The following is a 16,819-nucleotide window of genomic DNA, read 5'->3' as shown; positions in this document are numbered from 1 at the left end:
GCCTGGCGGGCGGTGGGGTGGAGCTGGGCGAGCAGGGCGCGGTCCTCGTCGTCGGCCTCGTCACTGTCGACGACGGCGAGGACCGGGGCGTACTCCAGCTGCCGGGCCCAGGTGTCGCCGACGGTGCGCCGGTCGGTCGCGGCGGCGGCGAGGCCCGCCTCGGCGAGGTCGTCGCCGTTGCCGAGGCAGGGCAGGACGAGTGCGGGGTCGACCGCCGTGATCACGTTGGTGAGTTCGAGGGCGCCGGCGCCGTGCGCGGCGACGACTTCGGCCATGGCCTTCGGCTCGACCGAGTCCCACAGCTCGACGACGGCGAGCCGGGTCAGGCCGCCGTCCGCGAGCCGCTCCAGCTCGGGGACCAGGTCCTCGCGCAGCGCGCAGCAGGCGCAGTCGTTGACCAGCCGGGTGTCACCTCGGGACAGCTCGCCCGAGGCGTCCCGCACCAGGCGCAGCACGGTGCCGTCGGCCGCCGTGGACAGGTCGTGGTGGAGCGCGACGCTGCCGGGCACGGTGCGCAGCAGACCGTCCACGGTCTCCTTGCGCGCGGCGGAGTGCAGCCCGCCGACGATCACGACGGGCAGCGGGGCCTGCCCTGCCATCACTTCTCCCCGATCCGGCCGTACCGGCGCTCGAACCGCTCGACGCGTCCGGCGGTGTCCAGGACGCGCGCCGTGCCCGTGTAGAAGGGGTGGCTCACGTTCGAGATCTCGACGTCGACGACCGGGTAGGTGTTGCCGTCCTCCCACTCGACGGTCTTGTCGCCGGTCATGGTGGAGCGGGTGAGGAAGGCGTGGTTCGCCGCCCGGTCGCGGAAGACGACGGGGCCGTAGGCGGGGTGGATTCCGGGCTTCATGGGATGTCCTTCGTGGTCTGACGGGTCGGGCGGGGCTGACGGGTCGGGCGGAGGCCGGGTCGCGTCAGCGTTCTTCGCGGAAGTCGACGTGCTCGCGGGCGATCGGGTCGTACTTGCGCAGCACCATCCGGTCCGGGTCGTTCCGGCGGTTCTTGCGGGTGACATAGGTGAAGCCGGTGCCGGCGGTGGAGCGGAGCTTGATGACGGGGCGGAGTTCGTTGCGTGCCATGACCGGTACTATATGGGAACGGTTTTCATTTTCGAAACCAGCTCCACCGCCGCACCCCCGACCACGAAGAGGCAGGTATCCCCTTGTCCGCCCACTGCCAACTGACCGGCGCCAAGCCGGGCTTCGGCAACAAGATCTCCCACTCGCACCGGCGCACCTCGCGCCGCTTCGACCCGAACATCCAGCACAAGCGCTACTGGCTCGCGAGCGAGGGCCGGTACGTCCGGCTGACGCTGAGCGCCAAGGCGATCAAGACCGTCGACAGCATCGGCGTCGAGGCCGCAGTGGCGCGCATCCGCGCCCGGGGAGGGAAGGTCTGATGGCGAAGAAGAGCAAGATCGCACAGAACGAGAAGCGCAGGGTGACCGTCGAGCGGTACGCGGCCCGGCGGGCGGAGCTCAAGGAGACCATCCGCCACCCCGACACCTCGGACGCCGAACGCTCCGCCGCCTGGGCGGAGTTGCGCCGCCAGCCGCGCGACGCGAGCGCCACCCGGGTCCGCAACCGCGACAGCGTGGACGGCCGGCCCCGCGGCCACCTGCGCAAGTTCGGCCTCTCCCGCGTCCGGATGCGCGAACAGGCGCACGCCGGCTTCCTTCCCGGAGTCACCAAGTCGTCCTGGTGACCGTCGGGGCACCCCGGAACGGCAGGCACCCGGCCGCGGCTCGGCGGAGCCGTGGCCGGGCACCTGCCGCCGGCCCGCCGACAGCACTTTGAACTGGCGGGTGGTGACGACCTGGTCGCGCGCGGGCTGGACCAGTACGAGGACGACGAACGCACCGTCAGCGACCTGCTGATGGACCAGGTCGAGTTCGCGGACGTCATCGTCCTCAACAAGCTGGACCTGGTCGACGCGCCCGCCGCCGACCGGCTCCGGGCGGCCCTCACCCGCCTCAACCCGGCCGCCAAAGTCGTACCGGCCGTCCAAGGAATCGTCGACGTCCAACAAATTCTCGACTCCGGGCTGTTCGACCTGGACCGGGCCCAGGCCCCGGGCTGGGTCAGGGAACTCAACGGCGACCATGTGCCGGAGACCGAGGAGTACGGCATCTCCTCGACCGTCTTCCGCTCCGACCGGCCCTTCCACCCGACGCGGTTGTGGCGGTTCGTCACCGAGGAGATGGACAGCGGGCGCCACGGGGAGATCCTGCGCTCCAAGGGCTCTTCACGCCGGCCGACCGCCCGCACGTGACAGGGCTCTGGTCCCAGGCCGGCCCCGTCGCGCGCTTCGAGCCCTCCGCCGCCCGGGACGCGGACAGCACCTACGTCCAGGAGCTGGTCTTCATCGGCACCCACCTGGACGCCGCAGCGCTTCAGGCGGCGCTCACCACCTGCCTGATGTCCGACGGCGAGAGTCCGCCGCCGGACAACCCGTTCCCCGTCTGGGACACCTACGGCATCGACGACGCCTGCGAGCACGAGCAGTCCGCGCTCGCGGGCCACGCCTGAGAGACTCCGGGCCGGACGGTGGTCGCAGCCACGGCACCGTCCCGTCCGGCCCGGTCCCCCCTCGGCCCTCGGCCCTCGACCCTCGACCCTCGAAGCGCCTGGGGGCGTCCCGTCCCTGTCCCGGGCAACCGGTGAACCGGTCGGTCAGTGGTCGTCCCAGTGGCCGTCGTGCTCTGCGTGGCGGTGGCCGTCGTGGGCGTAGTCCTCCACCGCGCCGGAGGCCGGCCGCCGGCCTTCGTTCCGCAGCGCGCAGCCGTCAGCGACGCACTGCCGCTCACGGTCCGGCAGACCGTGGAGATGGGGCAATCGGGGTCGCGCGGCCCGTGGCGCCGACTGACCCGTGAGGATCACGCGACCGTGGACGGGGCGCTCGATCGGCTCGGCATCGGGGACCTCGCTGCCCGGCAACTCGGCGAGTTGTCGGGTGGCCGGCGTCAGCGTGCCCTGATTGCACAGGGGTTGGGTCCAGGAGTCCGAACCTGCTGCTTCTCGACGAGCCGACCACCGGCCTGGATCCGGAGGCGAGGGAGCGGATCGGGGCACATCGAGGGCCGGCCACCCGGGAGGAGCCGTCACCCGCCACGGCCCTGAAGGCCCCGCGCAGTAACCGAGAGTGATGGCCACGGACGAGTCCCCCCACCACTACGCCGACGTCACTACGGACTCGCCTGCCTCCAGCATGCGCGAGCGCAGGTGTGCCGCAGCGCAGGAAAACCGTCCAACAGGTGTTCACGCGTTCGCCGCGAGAACATTCCCGCGTCGCGTATTACACCCGACGGGTGGGCCGCCGACAAGATCCACGCCGCGGTGGGGCGGACATGACTGCCATATGCAAACCTCGCTCCTGAGGCCATTCCCGCAATCCCTGGTGGATCAGCGAGCGGCGTCAGCTGTGGTCGATCGCAAGGCGAGGGTGACCCTCGCACGGTCTGTGCGCGGACGAACCAACAACGGCTCGAGCGACGGCAGTTGGCGGGCGCAAGCCTGCTGGTGATGACGGGGCGCCCAGTGGTGCGTCGGTGGGCGCCGCGATGCTTGCTTGCCTTGGTTCTCCAGCTCGAATGCGCATTCTGAGCCGGTTCCCCTTCGGCAGTGACAGCGGCGGGCCTTCAGCAGTCGTTTGATCGCCATCCGTTCTGACGGCTGGTCCGATCTGTCACCGGGCTGTTCTGCCCGTAGCCGGGGTGAGGTCACCCCAGACACGACAAGGGGAATCAATGACGTCTTACGACGGTACGGACCCAGTGATCTTTCCAGCCGGCGCCGCGACGCAGACCAGCGCCGCGGACGCTGCGAGAGACGAATGGGACGCCGTTGTCGTCGGCGGCGGCATGGCAGGGTCCATCATCGCCGAGCAGTTGAGCCAGGCGGGCTACAGGGTGGTGATCCTCGAAGCCGGTCCTGGCAAGGACCTGGATCTCGCCGAGTACGAGTCGTACCTGTCGCGGTTCTACGGCGCAGTCGTCAAGGACAACCAGTCTCCGTACCCGTTCAACCCGAACGCCCGGATGCCCAGGAGCACCGACACCATGCCGGTGCGTCCGGACACACCCCCGGACGACTTCTACCTCGTGCAGGAGGACAAGTACTGCACGGACACCACCTTCACACGGGTCCTCGGTGGCACCTCCATGCACTGGGAGGGAAAAGCGCTGCGCATGCTTCCCGAGGACTTCGACCTGCGCACCAAGTACGGCCAGGGCCTGAACTGGCCGCTCAGCTATGACGACCTGGAGCCCTACTACCGGCAGGCCGAGGCCGAACTGGGCGTATCCGCCGAGGTCGAGGACCAGGCGTACCTGGGGATGCACTTCCCGGAGGGATACGTGTTCCCGATGCACCGCATGCCGCCGTCCTACCTCGACCAGGTGGTCGCCCAGGGCGTCGACGGCATGCGGGTCAACCTGGCGGACGACGATTACACCCTCCAGGTGCGGAGCTTTCCGCAGGCCCGCAACGGCGTGCCGAACGCGGCGTACGACGGCGGCAAGGGCTTCGTCCCGGTCGGAGCGGTGAGCACGAGCCAGGTGGAAGAGGGTGAGCGCTGCCAGGGCAACACCAACTGCGTCCCGATCTGTCCCGTGCAGGCCAAGTATCACGCGGGAAAGACGCTGACCAAGGCACTCCGCAAGGGCAACGTCAAGATCGTGACGCAAGCAGTCGCGTCGAAGGTCGAGATCAACGAGCTCGACGGACGGGTGACCGGTATCACCGTCAAGAAGTACGAGTCGCTGGACTCCGCGAGGCACGAGACGTACACGGTGAAGGGCGCCGTCTACGTACTGTGCGCGCACGCCATCGAGAACGCCCGGCTCATGCTGGCCTCCGACATGCAGCGCATGAGCCGCAGCGGGCTGATCGGCTGCAACCTGATGGACCACGCCTACCTGCTGTCCTGGGGCCTGCTGCCCAAGCCGGCCGGCACGATGCGAGGCACATCCTGCACGAGCGGGATCACCGACCTGCGCGGCGGACCGTTCCGCAGTACCCAGGCCGGATTCGGCGTGGACATCCACAACGACGGCTGGGGATGGGCGACCGGCTCGCCCTACACGGACCTGGTCGATCTCGTGGACAGACAGGGTCTGCGCGGGCCTGAGTTGCGCCGGACACTCGGGGACCGGATCTCCCGGCAGCTTCTCCTGGCCTTCATGATCGACCTGCTGCCCGACAGGAACAACAAGGTGACCGTCGACGACCGCTACAAGGACGCCCTCGGCAACGTGAAACCGGTCGTGTCGCTGAAGATCCCGCCCTACACGATGCGGGGCGCCGCGTTCGCCCGCAAGCTCGCGACCGACATCTTCGAGAAGCTCGGCGCCGAGGACAGGACCACGTACGACAGGAACAGCCACAGCGCCGTCGAGCACGAGGGCCAGTGGTACAACATCGTGGGCGGCAACCACCTGGCGGGCACGCACATCATGGGGACGGACCCGGCGACCTCCGTGGTCGACCACACCCAGCACTCGTGGGACCACGAGAACCTCTACCTCATCGGCCCCGGCAGCCTGCCCACGATCGGGACGTCGAACATCAGCCTGACCATGGCGGCGCTCGCCTTCCGCAGCGCGGCCCACATCGCCAGGTACCTGCGTGCCGCGAAGGCGCCGGCCCTCGTTCGGGCGTAGACGGCCCATGGAACAGCGGTTGAACGCGACCACCGCCAACCGCCAACTGTCAACCGCCCACGATTGGGGGAACATGTCCGTTTCCACAGTGGAGCCCGCTCAGGGCACCAAGATCCAGACCATCGATGACCTTCACCAGTACCTCTACAAAGGGCTCCAACTGGAGCATGCAACGCTCCCGCCCTACCTGACCGCGCTCTACTCGCTGCATCCCGGGAAGAACGCCGACGCCTGGCACGTCATCAGGGTCGTGGCCGTCGAGGAGATGCTGCACCTCACCCTGGTCGCGAACGTCCTGAACGCCGTGGGCGGGACGCCGGAACTCACCAAGCAGGGCTTCGTGCCGAACTACCCGGCGCACCTGCCGTGTGGTCCCGAGTACTTCAAGGTGCATCTCCGGCCGTTCTCGCCCGAGGCCCTGGAGACGTTCCTGGCGATCGAGAAGCCGGCGCAGGCAGAAGCCGAGAAGGACAGGTACGTACCGATGGACTGGGCGGCGCTCGGACTGACGTCCGACGGCGCGACGCCTGCCTCGGAGGAACTGGCCGAACTCGAGCAGTCCGGGACGATCCTCGGCCTCGTCCCCGGAGAACCCACCTACCGCTTCCTGAGCATCGGTGAGTTCTACGAGGAGATCATCCGAGGCATCAACCGCCTGGAGGACGAGGCCCGTAAGGCGGGGAAGACCATCTTCACCGGCGAGCCCGCCCGCCAGGTGACTCCCGAGTACTTCTACTCCGGGGGCGGCGATGTGATCGAGGTGACCGGCCGCGACACGGCGGTCGCGGCGCTCACCCTCGTCGCGGAGCAGGGCGAAGGGCTGCACGGCGGCATCTTCGACAGCCAGGACGAGATCGCCCACTACTACAGGTTCCAGCAGTTGGAGAAGGGGCGCTACTACCAGAAGGGCGATGAGCCGGGATCTCCTTCCGGCCCGGAACTGCACGTCGACTGGAGTGCCGTCTATCCGGTGAAGCCGGACCTCAAGCTGGAGCACCTCGCGGAAGACCCGCACATCCTGGCGGCCGCCAAGGAATTCAACGAGTTCTACGCCGCCTTCCTGGCCAAAATCAACCTGGCCTACAAAGGTCAGCCCAACCTTCTGCTCGAGGCGGTCTGGGAGATGTTCCGCATGCGTGACGGTATGAATCGACTCATCCGCAACCCGCTCACAGCGCATCCAGGGGCGAACGCCGGCCCGACATTCGAGCTCTGAGACCGTCGAAGGAGGCGGGACCATGACGCAAGGAACGAACGAAGAAGAAGACCTGCGCGAATTCGTGAAGTTCTCTGCCGCGGTGACAGGGTTCAGCGAGTTCGACCTGTGGGGAACCGGGCAGGCAGAGGCGTACTACAAGACGGTCGTGGAGCAGGAAAGGCCGGACGTGATCCAGAGGGCGCTGACCTCCGATCCCTCCGCCACCTCCGCCGATCCGGTGGTGAAGAGCATCATCAAGCTCTGGTACGTCGGCGTCTGGTACGGCCCGGAACTGGCGGGACGCATGGACGTGGCGGCCTGGACGGCTCCCGGGCGAAGCGGAGCGAAGCCGGCCGTCCCGGACGACAGCCGGCCCGGGGAAGAGAGCGGCCACGGCATGGACGAACGCAAACCCCTGTTCGTCGTCTCCCCCGAGGCCTACACCGAGGGGCTGTTGTGGCGGGCGATCGGCGCCCACCCCTCCGGCGCGAAGGCGCCGGGCTACGGGTCGTGGGCCAATCCGCCCGTGTTCGAGAACTTCCACGAGGAGAAAGTGTCATGACCGGCATTGTCCCGAACCTGGGTCGCGACAAGGTGTCACTCGGCGTAACGCCGACACTGTGGTGGAACGACGACTTTCCGCTGATCGACATCGGTATCCCGTTCGAGCAATGCGTGAGCGAGATGGCGCTCGCGGGATTCCAGGGTTGCAGCATCGGTCACAAGTTCCCGACCGACCCTGCGGTGCTCAAGGAGGCACTCGACCTGCGCGACCTGAAGGTGTCCGAGCCCTGGGTGAGCACCTACTTCACCATCGGTGAAGGAGTCCGGACCGTCGAAAACTTCAAGAGGCAGCTTCATTTCCTCGAGAATGTGGACGGCAAGGACATCGTGGTCGCCGAATTCGGGCAGTCGTCACACCTGCAGCCCATCCCGGTCTTCGATCACCGCCCCACGTTCACCGATGACGAATGGGACCTCCTCACCGGCGGTCTCGACGAAATCGGCAGGCTGGCCGCGGACAAGGGAATGCGGCTCTGCTACCACCACCACATGGGCACCGGGGTGCAGACGGCGAAGGACATCGACAGGCTGATGGCCGGCACCGACGAAAACCTCGTGCACCTGCTGCTCGACACCGGGCATCTCCAGTTCGCGGGCGACAACCCGCTCAGGACCGCGGAGGAACACAGCCGGCGGATCAAGCACGTTCACCTCAAGAACATCCGCCAGGCCGTGGTCGACAAGGTGAAGAGCGACCGGCTGTCCTTCCAGGAGGCAATCGAGCAGGGTGCCTTCACCGTGCCGGGAGACACGGAAGGCGCGATCGACTTCAAGCCCATCCTCTCGGTGCTGGGGGAAACCGGCTACGAGGGATGGCTGGTCGTCGAGGCCGAGCAGGACCCGGCGAAGGCATGCCCGCTGAAGTACGCCAAGATGGCTCGCACCTACCTCACCGGAGTCCTGGGTTGGTGAAACCCCGCATCTCCTGAGTACAACCGGGAAGACGCCTTGATGGCGTCGTCCTCGGGTGTGCGGGGAATCCGGCGACGTAGGCACGGCGTTCTGCCGCCGTGATCCCGGGTGGTGAGCCATTGCCAGGTGTCGCGGTGCGCGATCAGTTCGGCGGAGGCCATCTTCGCGGCCTTCAGCAACAGGACGCCGTGCGCGATCCGCGACACCGACGACCGCGCTCCCCGGCCAGGCCCCCAGACGGCGTGTCCGGCGCGCGGGTCCATGACGCCGGCGGTGCAGCGTGCGGCGCCTGCTGCTGCGCGCCGGACGTCGACGGTGATCCACGTCTCGAACGTGCCGCCCGAGTGGCGTCGACGTCCACGGAGGGTGTTACCGTGTTCCGCAGAGCGACGTCCGGTTCGCTCACGGAGATCCAAGGAGGTGTGTTGATGACTGTCGTGGAGACCACCGCTGTGTGCGGTGCCCGGATCATCCACACCTCCCGGGCCTCGTCCTGACCTTCGCCTGCCTTCCTCCCTCGTAGGGAGTGTTTTCGGCACGCATGGCGTCGGGCGGGCCCCCGTTCAAGGGTCTCCACCTTGTTTCATCAATCCACTCCCTTCCCACCTGCTCTCTCTCATGAGCGAGTCCTGACTCTGACCGATTACGGCTGGGACACGGAACGTGAGCGCTCCTTCGCCCCGTCGCGGGCCGAGGGACTGGTTCCGGGTCGTGTCGTGCGGGCAGAGCGCGGCCTGTGCGGCGTCGTCGCCGAGACCGGCCCCGTCCGCGCGGTGCTCCCTCCTTCCTCGGGCACCGATGACCGGCTGACGCCGTGCACCGGCGACTGGGTGGCCGTCCGGCCGGCAAGCCCCGCGACCTCCGCCACCGTGGTGGAGGTGCTGGAGCGCCGGACCGCCGTGGTCCGCTCCACCTCTTCGCGCAACTCCAAGGCCCAGGTACTGGCCGCGAACGTCGACACCGTGGCGGTGGCCGTCTCCCTCGCCGACCCGCTCAAGCTCGGGCGGATCGAGCGGATGCTCGCCCTGGCGTGGGAGAGCGGCGCCACACCCGTGGTGGTGCTCACCAAGGCCGACCGGTCCGCCGACCCCACCGCGGCGGCCGCCGCGGTGGCCGAGGTGGCCCCGGGCACGGAGGTGCTGGTCACCAGCGCCACCACCGGCGAGGGCCTGGACGTCCTGGCTGCCGTCCTGTCGGGCACGGCCGTCCTGATCGGGCTCTCGGGCGCCGGTAAGTCCACCCTCGGTAACCGCCTTCTGGGCGAGGACGCCCTGGCCACCGGAGCGGTGCGCGGCAGTGACGGCAAGGGCCGGCACACCACCGCGTGGCGCGAGCTGCTGCCGCTGCCCCACGGCGGGGTTCTGCTCGACACGCCAGGCCTGCGCGGCGTGGGCCTGCACGATGCCGACGAGGGCGTGGAGCAGACCTTCGCCGAGATCACCGAGCTGGCGCGGGCCTGCCGCTTCGCGGACTGCGCCCATACCACCGAGCCGGGCTGCGCGGTGCTGTCCGCCGTCGAGGACGGCCGGCTCACCCGGCGACGCCTCGACAGCTACCACCGGCTGCAGCGCGAGAACGCCTACGCCGCCTCCCGCTCCGACGCGCGGTTGCGCGCCGAGCTGGAACGGCCCCTCAAGCAGATCTCGCGCCAAGTGCGCGCCCTCAAGCAGTCCCCTCACTTCAAGGCATGACGGAAAGGAACCAGGCCGTGGACCTTCCCCGCATCTTCACCATCCGCGAGAGCAACCACCGCATCCACAACCCGTTCACCGCTGACAAGTTCGCCGCCCTGGGCGAATCCCTCCGCCTCCCCGCTGGGACACGGGTACTCGACCTGGCCAGCGGCTCGGGCGAGATGCTGTGCACCTGGGCACGTGACCTGGGCTTCTCGGGCACCGGGGTGGACATCAGCACGCTCTTCACCGAGCAGGCCCGCGCCCGTGCCGCCGAACTCGGCGTCGCCGATCGGGTCGAGTTCCTCCACGGTGACGCCGCCGGCCACGTCGCCGACCAGCCGGTCGATCTGACCGCCTGCGTCGGGGCCACCTGGATCGGCAACGGCGTCGCCGGAACCGTCGAACTCCTCCAGCGCAGCCTGCGCCCCGGCGGAATGATGCTGATCGGCGAACCGTTCTGGCGGCGGACCCCTCCGGACGAGGAGACCGCCAAGGCATGTCACGCCACCTCCATCGCCGACTTCCTGCTCCTCCCCGCTCTGATCGAGCAGTTCCAGGAGCTTGGGTACGACGTCGTGGAGATGATGCTGGCCGACCAGGACAGCTGGGACCGGTACGCCGCGGCCCAGTGGCTCAGCATGCGCCGTTGGCTCGATGAGAACCCGGACGACGAACTCACCCCCGAGGTGCGGGAAGAACTCGCCACCGAGCCCGCCCAGTACGCCCGTTACGGGCGTGAGTACCTCAGCTGGGGCGTCTTCGCCCTGATGAAGCGCTGACACAACCCGTCCCGTGAGGGGACCTGACGTCATCTCGTCCGGTCCCCTCACGGGACACTTCGTCAGCGGCACGGGGTGTCCCCGTGTCCGACTGGTCCGTGCGACCGCTTCCGACCGATGGTGATGAGGCTGCAATGAGTGAACTGACGAAACCCGAGGTCACCGTTCCGGAGGTCGACGCTCCTACCGAGCTGGCCGTCCGGGACCTGGTCGTCGGGGACGGAGCCGAGGTGAAGCCGGGCATGGTGGTCCGGGTCCACTATGTCGGGGTGACCTTCGCGTCCGGGAAGGAGTTCGATGCCTCCTGGGACCGCGGGGAGCCGTTCAAGTTCGCCCTGGGCAGCGGCAAGGTCATCAAGGGCTGGGACCGGGGGGTGAGGGGGATGAAGGTCGGCGGTCGGCGCGAGATCATCGTTCCCCCGCGTCTCGGCTACGGCAATCAGTCTCCTTCGCCGTTGATCCCGCCAGGCTCGACCCTGATCTTCGTGGTGGACCTGCTGGACTCGTATTCCAGCACGACCGGGTGGAGCAACGCTTAGTGGCTTCGGCCTCTCCTCCCCTGCGGCGTGCTGCGTCGTCCGCCGGGGTGGCGGTCGCCTCGTGACCTCCGGCGGTCAACGAGTCGCAGCGGAACCCGTTGGCTCTTCTCCTCCGGCGACCACCGCGACATGGCCGCCGGAGGCAGCGGCAGGCCCTGCCGCACGATGTCCGCCGGGTCGCTCCCGCTCCGGCCGCTGCTTCTCCCTGTGCTCAGTCGCGCAGGAAGTACAGGACGGTCGTGATCACGGCGGTCGTCAGGAGGACGCCCCGCAGCACCCCGGCGGGGAGCAGGCGGGCGAGGTGGGCGCCGGCGAAGCCCCCGGCCACGGCGCCGACGAGCATGGCGGTCAGGAGCAGCGGGGCGCTCAGCGCGTCCGAGGCGACGAGGAACAGCACCGTCGCGCTGAGGTAGATGGCCGCGAGTTGCGTGAGGCGCATCGGGTTTCCGGCCACAGCGTCGAGGCCGAGGCCGATGCTCCACAGGGCCAGCATCAGGATGCCTACGGCTCCACCGAAGTACCCGCCGTACACGGCGAGGAAGAACTGTCCGATCAGGACAGCTCGTGAGCCCATGCCGGCCGGGCGGCCCAGCACGCTGCTCAGCGCCCTGGAGAGGTGGCGGCCGGAGGCGAGGATCACCGTGGCGAAGGCGAGCAGCCACGGTGCCGCGGCGTCGAACGACGACGCGGGCAGCGCCAGCAGCAGGCAGGCCCCGACGCCACCACCGATCACACTGATCGTCGTCAGCGCCTTCGTCGAGGCGGGCCCGACCGGGGTGAGTTCGCGGCGGTACGCCCACGCGCCGGCCACGGCGCCGGGGACGAGGGCGACCCGCGACACCGCGTTCGCCGTCACCGGTGGCAGGCCGAGGGCGACGAGGGCGGGTAGCGCGACGAACGTGCCTCCGCCCCCGATGGCGTTCAGTGCTCCGGCGGCGACACCCGCCAGCAGGGCGAGAGAAAACTCGGTCACGTGCCGAGCGTCACCCGGGGACGGGCCGTTCCACAATGCGGAATCGACCTACCCAGCCTAAGGCTGCACCTTAGGCTGGGAGGATGCGCTACGACCTGGACGACCTGCGGCTGTTTCTCCACGTCGTCACGGAGGGGTCGATCACTGCGGGCGCTCATCGCATGCATATGAGCCTGCCCTCGGCCAGCGCCAGGGTGCGCTCGCTGGAACACCACGCCGGCGTGGCACTGCTGATCCGCGGCCGGCGAGGCGTGCGGCCCACACCGGCGGGGACGACCCTGGCCCGCCACGCCCGCGACGTACTCGCCCGGACCACGCGGCTCGAAAGCGCCGTCGCGAGCTACACCCGGTCCCCGACCGCTCCGCTGAGGCTGCTGGCCGGCGGCTCCGCCATGCACCGCCTCGTGCCGCAGGCGCTGATCTCGTTCCTTCGCGCCCACCCGGACACCGATGTCACCGTCTCCGAGAGCCGCACCCCGCAGACCGTGCGGAAGCTCACCGACGGCGAAGCGGACCTGGGGGTCGTCCTCGACGACGAGGCCGGCGACTGCGCCCTGCGGACGGAACCGCTCGGCGACGACTCCCTCGCCGTCATCGGGCAGGCCGGAGGGATTCTTGCCGGGCGGACCACACTGGCCTACAGCGAAGTCGCCGAGCACCCCCTCGTCGGCCTCGACGCGGACTCCTCCCTGCGTCGCTGGATCGAGAAACACCTCGGGCCCCACGCACCGGTGGCGCGCCACCGCACCACCGTCGCCAACCTGCACGTGCTCGTCTCCCTCGTCGCCGCCGGTGTCGGGCTCGCCGTCGTACCGCGTCGCGCGATCGACCCCCGTCAGAACCTCGACGTGTGCGATCTCAAGGATTCCTGGGCTCGCCGTCACCACCTGCTGGCCTGGGGCGTCAAGGACGGCGCCGCACCGACGGCGACGGCAGCGCTCGCCGAACACCTGCGCCGCGCTGCCCAGTCGGAGCGTTCTCCCCACCCCGCGCACGAAGACTCCGCCGACTGACGGTGTCAGCGACGCCCGCAAGTGCCGCGTCAGGCGACGTTCGCCCTGTTGGCGTGGGCTGGGCGTCAATGCAGACTGCACCGCATGGAGTTGATCGCGCAGGGCCGGGACGCTGATGTGTATGCCCTGGATGAGTCCAGGGTGCTGCGGCGGTACCGGCACGGGGGGCCCACCGGTCTGGAATCACGCTTGATGACGCACCTTGCGGCATGTGGGTATCCGGTGCCGCGGGTGTTCGAGGTCACCGACACGGACATGGTTCTTGAGCGGCTGGCCGGGCCGACGATGCTGGATGTCCTGACCCGGCGTCCGTGGCGGGCGGGTTCTCTCGGCCGGGAGCTGGGCCGCCTGCACGATCGGCTGCATGCGCTGCCGGCACCGGAGTGGCTGCCCAAGCGGTTCGGCACGGCGGATGGCGACCGGGTGCTGCACCTGGACCTGCATCCGGGCAACGTCATTCTGACCCGGCGGGGACCGGTAGTGATCGACTGGTGCAATGCGGGCGCCGGTGATCCGGCCGCCGATGTGGCGATGACCCTGGTGACCGTGGGCAGTGCGGACCTGCCGGGATTCGCCGCCCGCCCCGTGCGGGGGCTGTTGCTGCGCGGTATCCGCAGCGGCTGCCGGACCGACCCGGCCGGACGGATGCGGGAGGCGGCCCGAGCGAAGCTGGATGACCCGAATCTGACGCCCGCGGAGGCGGCATGGCTGCGGCGGCATGACGGTGTCGGCGACGGCCCCGGCGTGGGTCGCACGGATCGGTCAGGCCGGTGATCCGCCTGCCGCTGCCACCCGGCACACAGGAGTGCTTCGATGCGCGGCATTGCTTCGCCGCGCTGGCGTCCTGGAGCGGCGGCGACTGGCCGCGAGCGGTGGCTGAAGTGGTCCGGCGACACCCAGTCCTGCAGAGCGTCGAACCCGCACTCCTGCGCAAGCACACCCAGGAAGTGCTGTCCCCTGCCGGAGCCTTCGAGCTGGCGACCCTCATTTCGGCAGGGTCCCTCCTCGTCGCCCATGCCGACGCCGTCTCCCTGCGAACGCCAGATCCGAAACGGGAGCAGTGCCTGCGGCGACTTCTCGAATGCCTGGGCGAGGGCCCCACGTACTTCACCAACCACGGCGGGGCCGAGGAGGGAAGGGACGCGGACTTCCTGACAACGGCGTTCCACGCCGACGTCATCGCCGGACCGACCCTCGACATCTGCCTCATCGGGGTGACGAACCAGAGGCTCCTCGTCCTGTGGCGGTTCGAGGAGGACTGACGCCTTCACCCGGCCATGGGTGGCACAGCAGGCCGCGACAGCCACCGAACAGGTCGTACGTGGCCGACTCGTGCAGTATGCAGGCGCACGCCTGGCGGACACCCCTTCAACGGAAAGGCTCTCCTCCAACTCCCCGGAACCTTGGCGACTTTGGTCTGCACCACCTCATTGACGCTCGGCACCGCCGGTGATTCACTCCCTGGCTGAGAGCGCTCTCAACGTGGTTGAGGACCAGCCACATTCCGTCTTGCCCCACCACATGCAGGGAGAGCCGTGTCCAAGATTTCCTCTCGTCGTGCCGTGCTCCGCGGTGCGGCGGCCGCCGCCGCAGCGGTGCCGTTGGGCGGCGCCGTCGCGGGTCCCGCCTCCGCGTCCTCGCCCTCTCCCGCGACCGCCGTCTCCGGCCCCTCCGACTCCGACTCCGGCGTCGGTGCCGGGGACCGGGGCGCCGCCGGCCACGGAAAGGCCGACCTCGGGCGGAACGTCCTCGTCTTCGACCCCTCGATGGGCGACGCGGCCATCCAGGAGCGGATCGACGCCGTCTTCGCGGTCCAGGAGGCCAATCAGTTCGGCACCGAGCGGTTCGCCCTCGCGTTCAAGCCCGGCACCTACGACATCGAGATCAACCTCGGTTTCTACACCCACGTGCTCGGGCTCGGCGACAGCCCCGAGGACGTCGTGATCAACGGTCATGTGACCGCCGACGCCCAGTGGTTCGAAGGCAACGCCACCCAGAACTTCTGGCGGGCCTGCGAGAACGTGACCATCGTGCCGCCGGACGGCCTGGACCGCTGGGCTGTCTCCCAGGCGGCGCCGATGCGCCGGTGCCACGTCAAGGGCGACATGATCCTGATGCCGAGCCCGCCCGGCAACGGGTGGTCCAGCGGCGGATTCCTTGCCGACAGCGTGGTGGACGGCCGGATCAACGCGGGCTCGCAGCAGCAGTGGCTGTCCCGCAACGACACCATCGGCAGCTGGGAGGGCGCCAACTGGAACATGGTCTTCCTCGGCGTCCGGGGCGCGCCCGCCACCTCCTTCCCGTCCCCGCCCATCACGACGATCGACCGCACCCCGGTGATCCGGGAGAAGCCGTTCCTGACCGTCGACCGCAAGGGCGCCTACCACGTCTTCGTGCCCGCGATACGACACAACGGCAGTGGCACCACCTGGGAGAACGGGCCGGCGGCCGGTCACCGCATCCCCCTGACCAAGTTCCACGTCGCACGGCCGGGCGACTCCGCCGCGCGGATGAACGCGGCGCTCGCCGCCGGGAAGCACCTGCTGATCACTCCCGGCATCTACCCGCTGTCCGAGCCGCTGCGGGTCACCCGGCCGGGCACCGTCGTCCTCGGCCTCGGGCTGGCCACGCTCCAGGCCGTCGACCACAACTCGCTCGTCGAGGTCGCCGACGTCGGTGACGTCACCGTGGCCGGCGTGATGCTCGAAGCGGCCTCCGCCCACTCCCCCGTGCTGATGCGGGTCGGTGACGGCCGCAGCCGGAAGAACCACGCGCACCGGCCCACCGCGCTCTTCGACGTCTTCCCGCGCATCGGTGGCGCCGTGGCCGGCGGCACGAGGATCGGCATCCAGATCGACAGCAACGACGTGATCGCCGACCACATCTGGGCCTGGCGCGGCGACCACGGCCTCGACGGCACGATCGGCTGGTCGGTCAACCCGGCCGGCGTCGGCTTCATCGTCAACGGCGACCGGGTCACGGCCTACGGTCTCTTCGTCGAGCACTGGCAGGACCACGAGGTCGTCTGGAACGGCGAGCAGGGGCGCACCTACTTCTTCCAGAACGAGCACCCGTACGACGTCCCGACCCAGTCGGCGTGGAGGCACGGCTCCACCAACGGCTACGCCGCCTACAAGGTCGCCGACCACGTCAGGGACCACAAGGCGTGGGGCCTGGGCAGCTACGCCTACTTCAACCTCAACGCGGACATCTACACCGACCGCGCCTACGAGGTCCCCGACACCCCGGGAGTCGTCCTCACCTCGCTGGTGACGGCCTGCCTCAACGGCCCGGGTGGCGGCGGCATCCTGCACACCGTGAACAAGGCGGGCGACCCCGTCACGAACGGATTCGCGCTCTCCTTCATGAAGTCGTACGCGAACGGCGTCGGCACGGTCTGACCCGTCGGTCCGGGCTGCTGGTGACGACCGACGGGGGTGGCGGGACGGGCGAACGGCTCTCCCGCCGCCCCCGGCCCGACGACCGGTCCACCGCCGCCCCTG

17 protein-coding genes and 2 pseudogenes are annotated in these 16,819 nt (G+C 69.3%); 15 read left to right on the top strand and 4 right to left on the bottom strand.

Going from position 1 to position 16,819, the window contains the following annotated elements:
* The 3 genes from HW445_RS04570 to rpmG all read right to left on the bottom strand — a co-directional run.
* A partial coding sequence (locus HW445_RS04570; protein ID WP_306673272.1) for a GTP-binding protein occupies positions 1-599 on the bottom strand: 599 nt, incomplete at its 3' end.
* Entirely contained in the window at positions 599-853 is a 255-nt protein-coding gene (locus tag HW445_RS04565; RefSeq protein WP_180219739.1) for a type B 50S ribosomal protein L31, read from the bottom strand. The genes HW445_RS04565 and HW445_RS04570, both read right to left, overlap by 1 nt.
* A gap of 64 nt (positions 854-917) precedes the next feature.
* On the bottom strand, positions 918-1,082 hold the full coding sequence (rpmG, locus tag HW445_RS04560; protein WP_180219738.1) for a 50S ribosomal protein L33: 165 nt from the start codon (positions 1,080-1,082) through the stop codon (positions 918-920).
* An 83-nt stretch (positions 1,083-1,165) separates the two neighbouring features.
* Here rpmG and rpmB point away from each other — a divergent pair, with 83 nt between their 5' ends.
* The 11 genes and pseudogenes from rpmB (at position 1,166) to HW445_RS04505 (ending at position 11,330) form a co-directional block, all read left to right on the top strand.
* Positions 1,166-1,402 carry a 50S ribosomal protein L28 gene (gene rpmB, locus HW445_RS04555; protein WP_180219737.1) on the top strand — a complete coding sequence of 79 codons (237 nt, stop codon included), beginning with the start codon at positions 1,166-1,168 and terminating at the stop codon, positions 1,400-1,402.
* Positions 1,402-1,707 carry a 30S ribosomal protein S14 gene (gene rpsN / locus HW445_RS04550; protein ID WP_180219736.1) on the top strand — a complete coding sequence of 102 codons (306 nt, stop codon included), beginning with the start codon at positions 1,402-1,404 and terminating at the stop codon, positions 1,705-1,707. The genes rpmB and rpsN overlap by 1 nt, the downstream gene beginning before the upstream one ends.
* Before the next feature lie 90 nt (positions 1,708-1,797).
* A pseudogene (locus HW445_RS04545) lies at positions 1,798-2,531 on the top strand (GTP-binding protein); the annotation flags it as partial.
* 204 nt (positions 2,532-2,735) lie between these two features.
* Positions 2,736-3,073: pseudogene (locus HW445_RS33275) on the top strand (ATP-binding cassette domain-containing protein); the annotation flags it as partial.
* Between the two features lie 675 nt (positions 3,074-3,748).
* The gene (locus HW445_RS04535; RefSeq protein WP_180219734.1) at positions 3,749-5,662 is read left to right on the top strand and encodes a GMC family oxidoreductase; all 1,914 of its coding nucleotides are present in this window, start codon (positions 3,749-3,751) and stop codon (positions 5,660-5,662) included.
* A 73-nt stretch (positions 5,663-5,735) separates the two neighbouring features.
* Positions 5,736-6,878: a ferritin-like protein gene (locus HW445_RS04530; protein ID WP_180219733.1), complete on the top strand. Its 1,143-nt coding sequence runs from the start codon at positions 5,736-5,738 to the stop codon at positions 6,876-6,878.
* A gap of 22 nt (positions 6,879-6,900) precedes the next feature.
* Positions 6,901-7,422: a hypothetical protein gene (locus HW445_RS04525; protein ID WP_180219732.1), complete on the top strand. Its 522-nt coding sequence runs from the start codon at positions 6,901-6,903 to the stop codon at positions 7,420-7,422.
* Positions 7,419-8,336: a myo-inosose-2 dehydratase gene (gene iolE, locus HW445_RS04520; RefSeq protein WP_180219731.1), complete on the top strand. Its 918-nt coding sequence runs from the start codon at positions 7,419-7,421 to the stop codon at positions 8,334-8,336. The genes HW445_RS04525 and iolE overlap by 4 nt, the downstream gene beginning before the upstream one ends.
* A 635-nt stretch (positions 8,337-8,971) precedes the next feature.
* A complete protein-coding gene (gene rsgA, locus HW445_RS04515; RefSeq protein ID WP_180219741.1) occupies positions 8,972-10,027 on the top strand; it encodes a ribosome small subunit-dependent GTPase A in 1,056 nt (351 codons plus the stop codon).
* Positions 10,028-10,044: 17 nt separating this feature from the next.
* Entirely contained in the window at positions 10,045-10,791 is a 747-nt protein-coding gene (locus HW445_RS04510; RefSeq protein WP_180219730.1) for a methyltransferase domain-containing protein, read from the top strand.
* A gap of 134 nt (positions 10,792-10,925) precedes the next feature.
* A complete protein-coding gene (locus tag HW445_RS04505; protein ID WP_180219729.1) occupies positions 10,926-11,330 on the top strand; it encodes an FKBP-type peptidyl-prolyl cis-trans isomerase in 405 nt (134 codons plus the stop codon).
* A 211-nt stretch (positions 11,331-11,541) separates the two neighbouring features.
* Here the strand turns inward: HW445_RS04505 and HW445_RS04500 are convergent, their stop codons facing one another.
* Entirely contained in the window at positions 11,542-12,303 is a 762-nt protein-coding gene (locus HW445_RS04500) for a sulfite exporter TauE/SafE family protein (protein ID WP_180219728.1), read from the bottom strand.
* Between the two features lie 83 nt (positions 12,304-12,386).
* Between HW445_RS04500 and HW445_RS04495 the strand changes: the two genes are divergently transcribed.
* The 4 genes from HW445_RS04495 (at position 12,387) to HW445_RS04480 (ending at position 16,717) form a co-directional block, all read left to right on the top strand.
* Positions 12,387-13,316, top strand: a complete 930-nt coding sequence (locus HW445_RS04495; RefSeq protein WP_180219727.1) for a LysR family transcriptional regulator — start codon at positions 12,387-12,389, stop codon at positions 13,314-13,316.
* Between the two features lie 84 nt (positions 13,317-13,400).
* On the top strand, positions 13,401-14,090 hold the full coding sequence (locus HW445_RS04490) for a phosphotransferase (RefSeq protein ID WP_180219726.1): 690 nt from the start codon (positions 13,401-13,403) through the stop codon (positions 14,088-14,090).
* Positions 14,087-14,578, top strand: a complete 492-nt coding sequence (locus tag HW445_RS04485) for a hypothetical protein (protein ID WP_180219725.1) — start codon at positions 14,087-14,089, stop codon at positions 14,576-14,578. The genes HW445_RS04490 and HW445_RS04485 overlap by 4 nt, the downstream gene beginning before the upstream one ends.
* A gap of 273 nt (positions 14,579-14,851) precedes the next feature.
* Positions 14,852-16,717, top strand: coding sequence for an adenylyl cyclase (locus HW445_RS04480; protein ID WP_308798318.1), 1,866 nt, complete (start codon positions 14,852-14,854; stop codon positions 16,715-16,717).
* Positions 16,718-16,819: the final 102 nt, after the last annotated feature.

Source organism: Streptomyces sp. UH6 (assembly GCF_013421635.1).
GTDB classification, from domain to species: domain Bacteria; phylum Actinomycetota; class Actinomycetes; order Streptomycetales; family Streptomycetaceae; genus Streptomyces; species Streptomyces abyssomicinicus.
The sequence above is the reverse complement of the archived record's forward strand: the minus strand, read 5'-3'. Positions and strand labels throughout refer to the sequence as shown.

What these genes read in the sequence shown, in the direction of transcription:
- HW445_RS04505 (WP_180219729.1), top strand. Translation starts at nt 10,926, where the DNA reads ATGAGTGAACTGACGAAACCCGAGGTCACCGTTCCGGAGGTCGACGCT.
- HW445_RS04565 (WP_180219739.1), bottom strand. Translation starts at nt 853, where the DNA reads ATGAAGCCCGGAATCCACCCCGCCTACGGCCCCGTCGTCTTCCGCGAC.
- rpmG (WP_180219738.1), bottom strand. Translation starts at nt 1,082, where the DNA reads ATGGCACGCAACGAACTCCGCCCCGTCATCAAGCTCCGCTCCACCGCC.
- HW445_RS04495 (WP_180219727.1), top strand. Translation starts at nt 12,387, where the DNA reads ATGCGCTACGACCTGGACGACCTGCGGCTGTTTCTCCACGTCGTCACG.
- HW445_RS04525 (WP_180219732.1), top strand. Translation starts at nt 6,901, where the DNA reads ATGACGCAAGGAACGAACGAAGAAGAAGACCTGCGCGAATTCGTGAAG.
- HW445_RS04530 (WP_180219733.1), top strand. Translation starts at nt 5,736, where the DNA reads ATGTCCGTTTCCACAGTGGAGCCCGCTCAGGGCACCAAGATCCAGACC.
- HW445_RS04490 (WP_180219726.1), top strand. Translation starts at nt 13,401, where the DNA reads ATGGAGTTGATCGCGCAGGGCCGGGACGCTGATGTGTATGCCCTGGAT.
- HW445_RS04535 (WP_180219734.1), top strand. Translation starts at nt 3,749, where the DNA reads ATGACGTCTTACGACGGTACGGACCCAGTGATCTTTCCAGCCGGCGCC.
- rpsN (WP_180219736.1), top strand. Translation starts at nt 1,402, where the DNA reads ATGGCGAAGAAGAGCAAGATCGCACAGAACGAGAAGCGCAGGGTGACC.
- iolE (WP_180219731.1), top strand. Translation starts at nt 7,419, where the DNA reads ATGACCGGCATTGTCCCGAACCTGGGTCGCGACAAGGTGTCACTCGGC.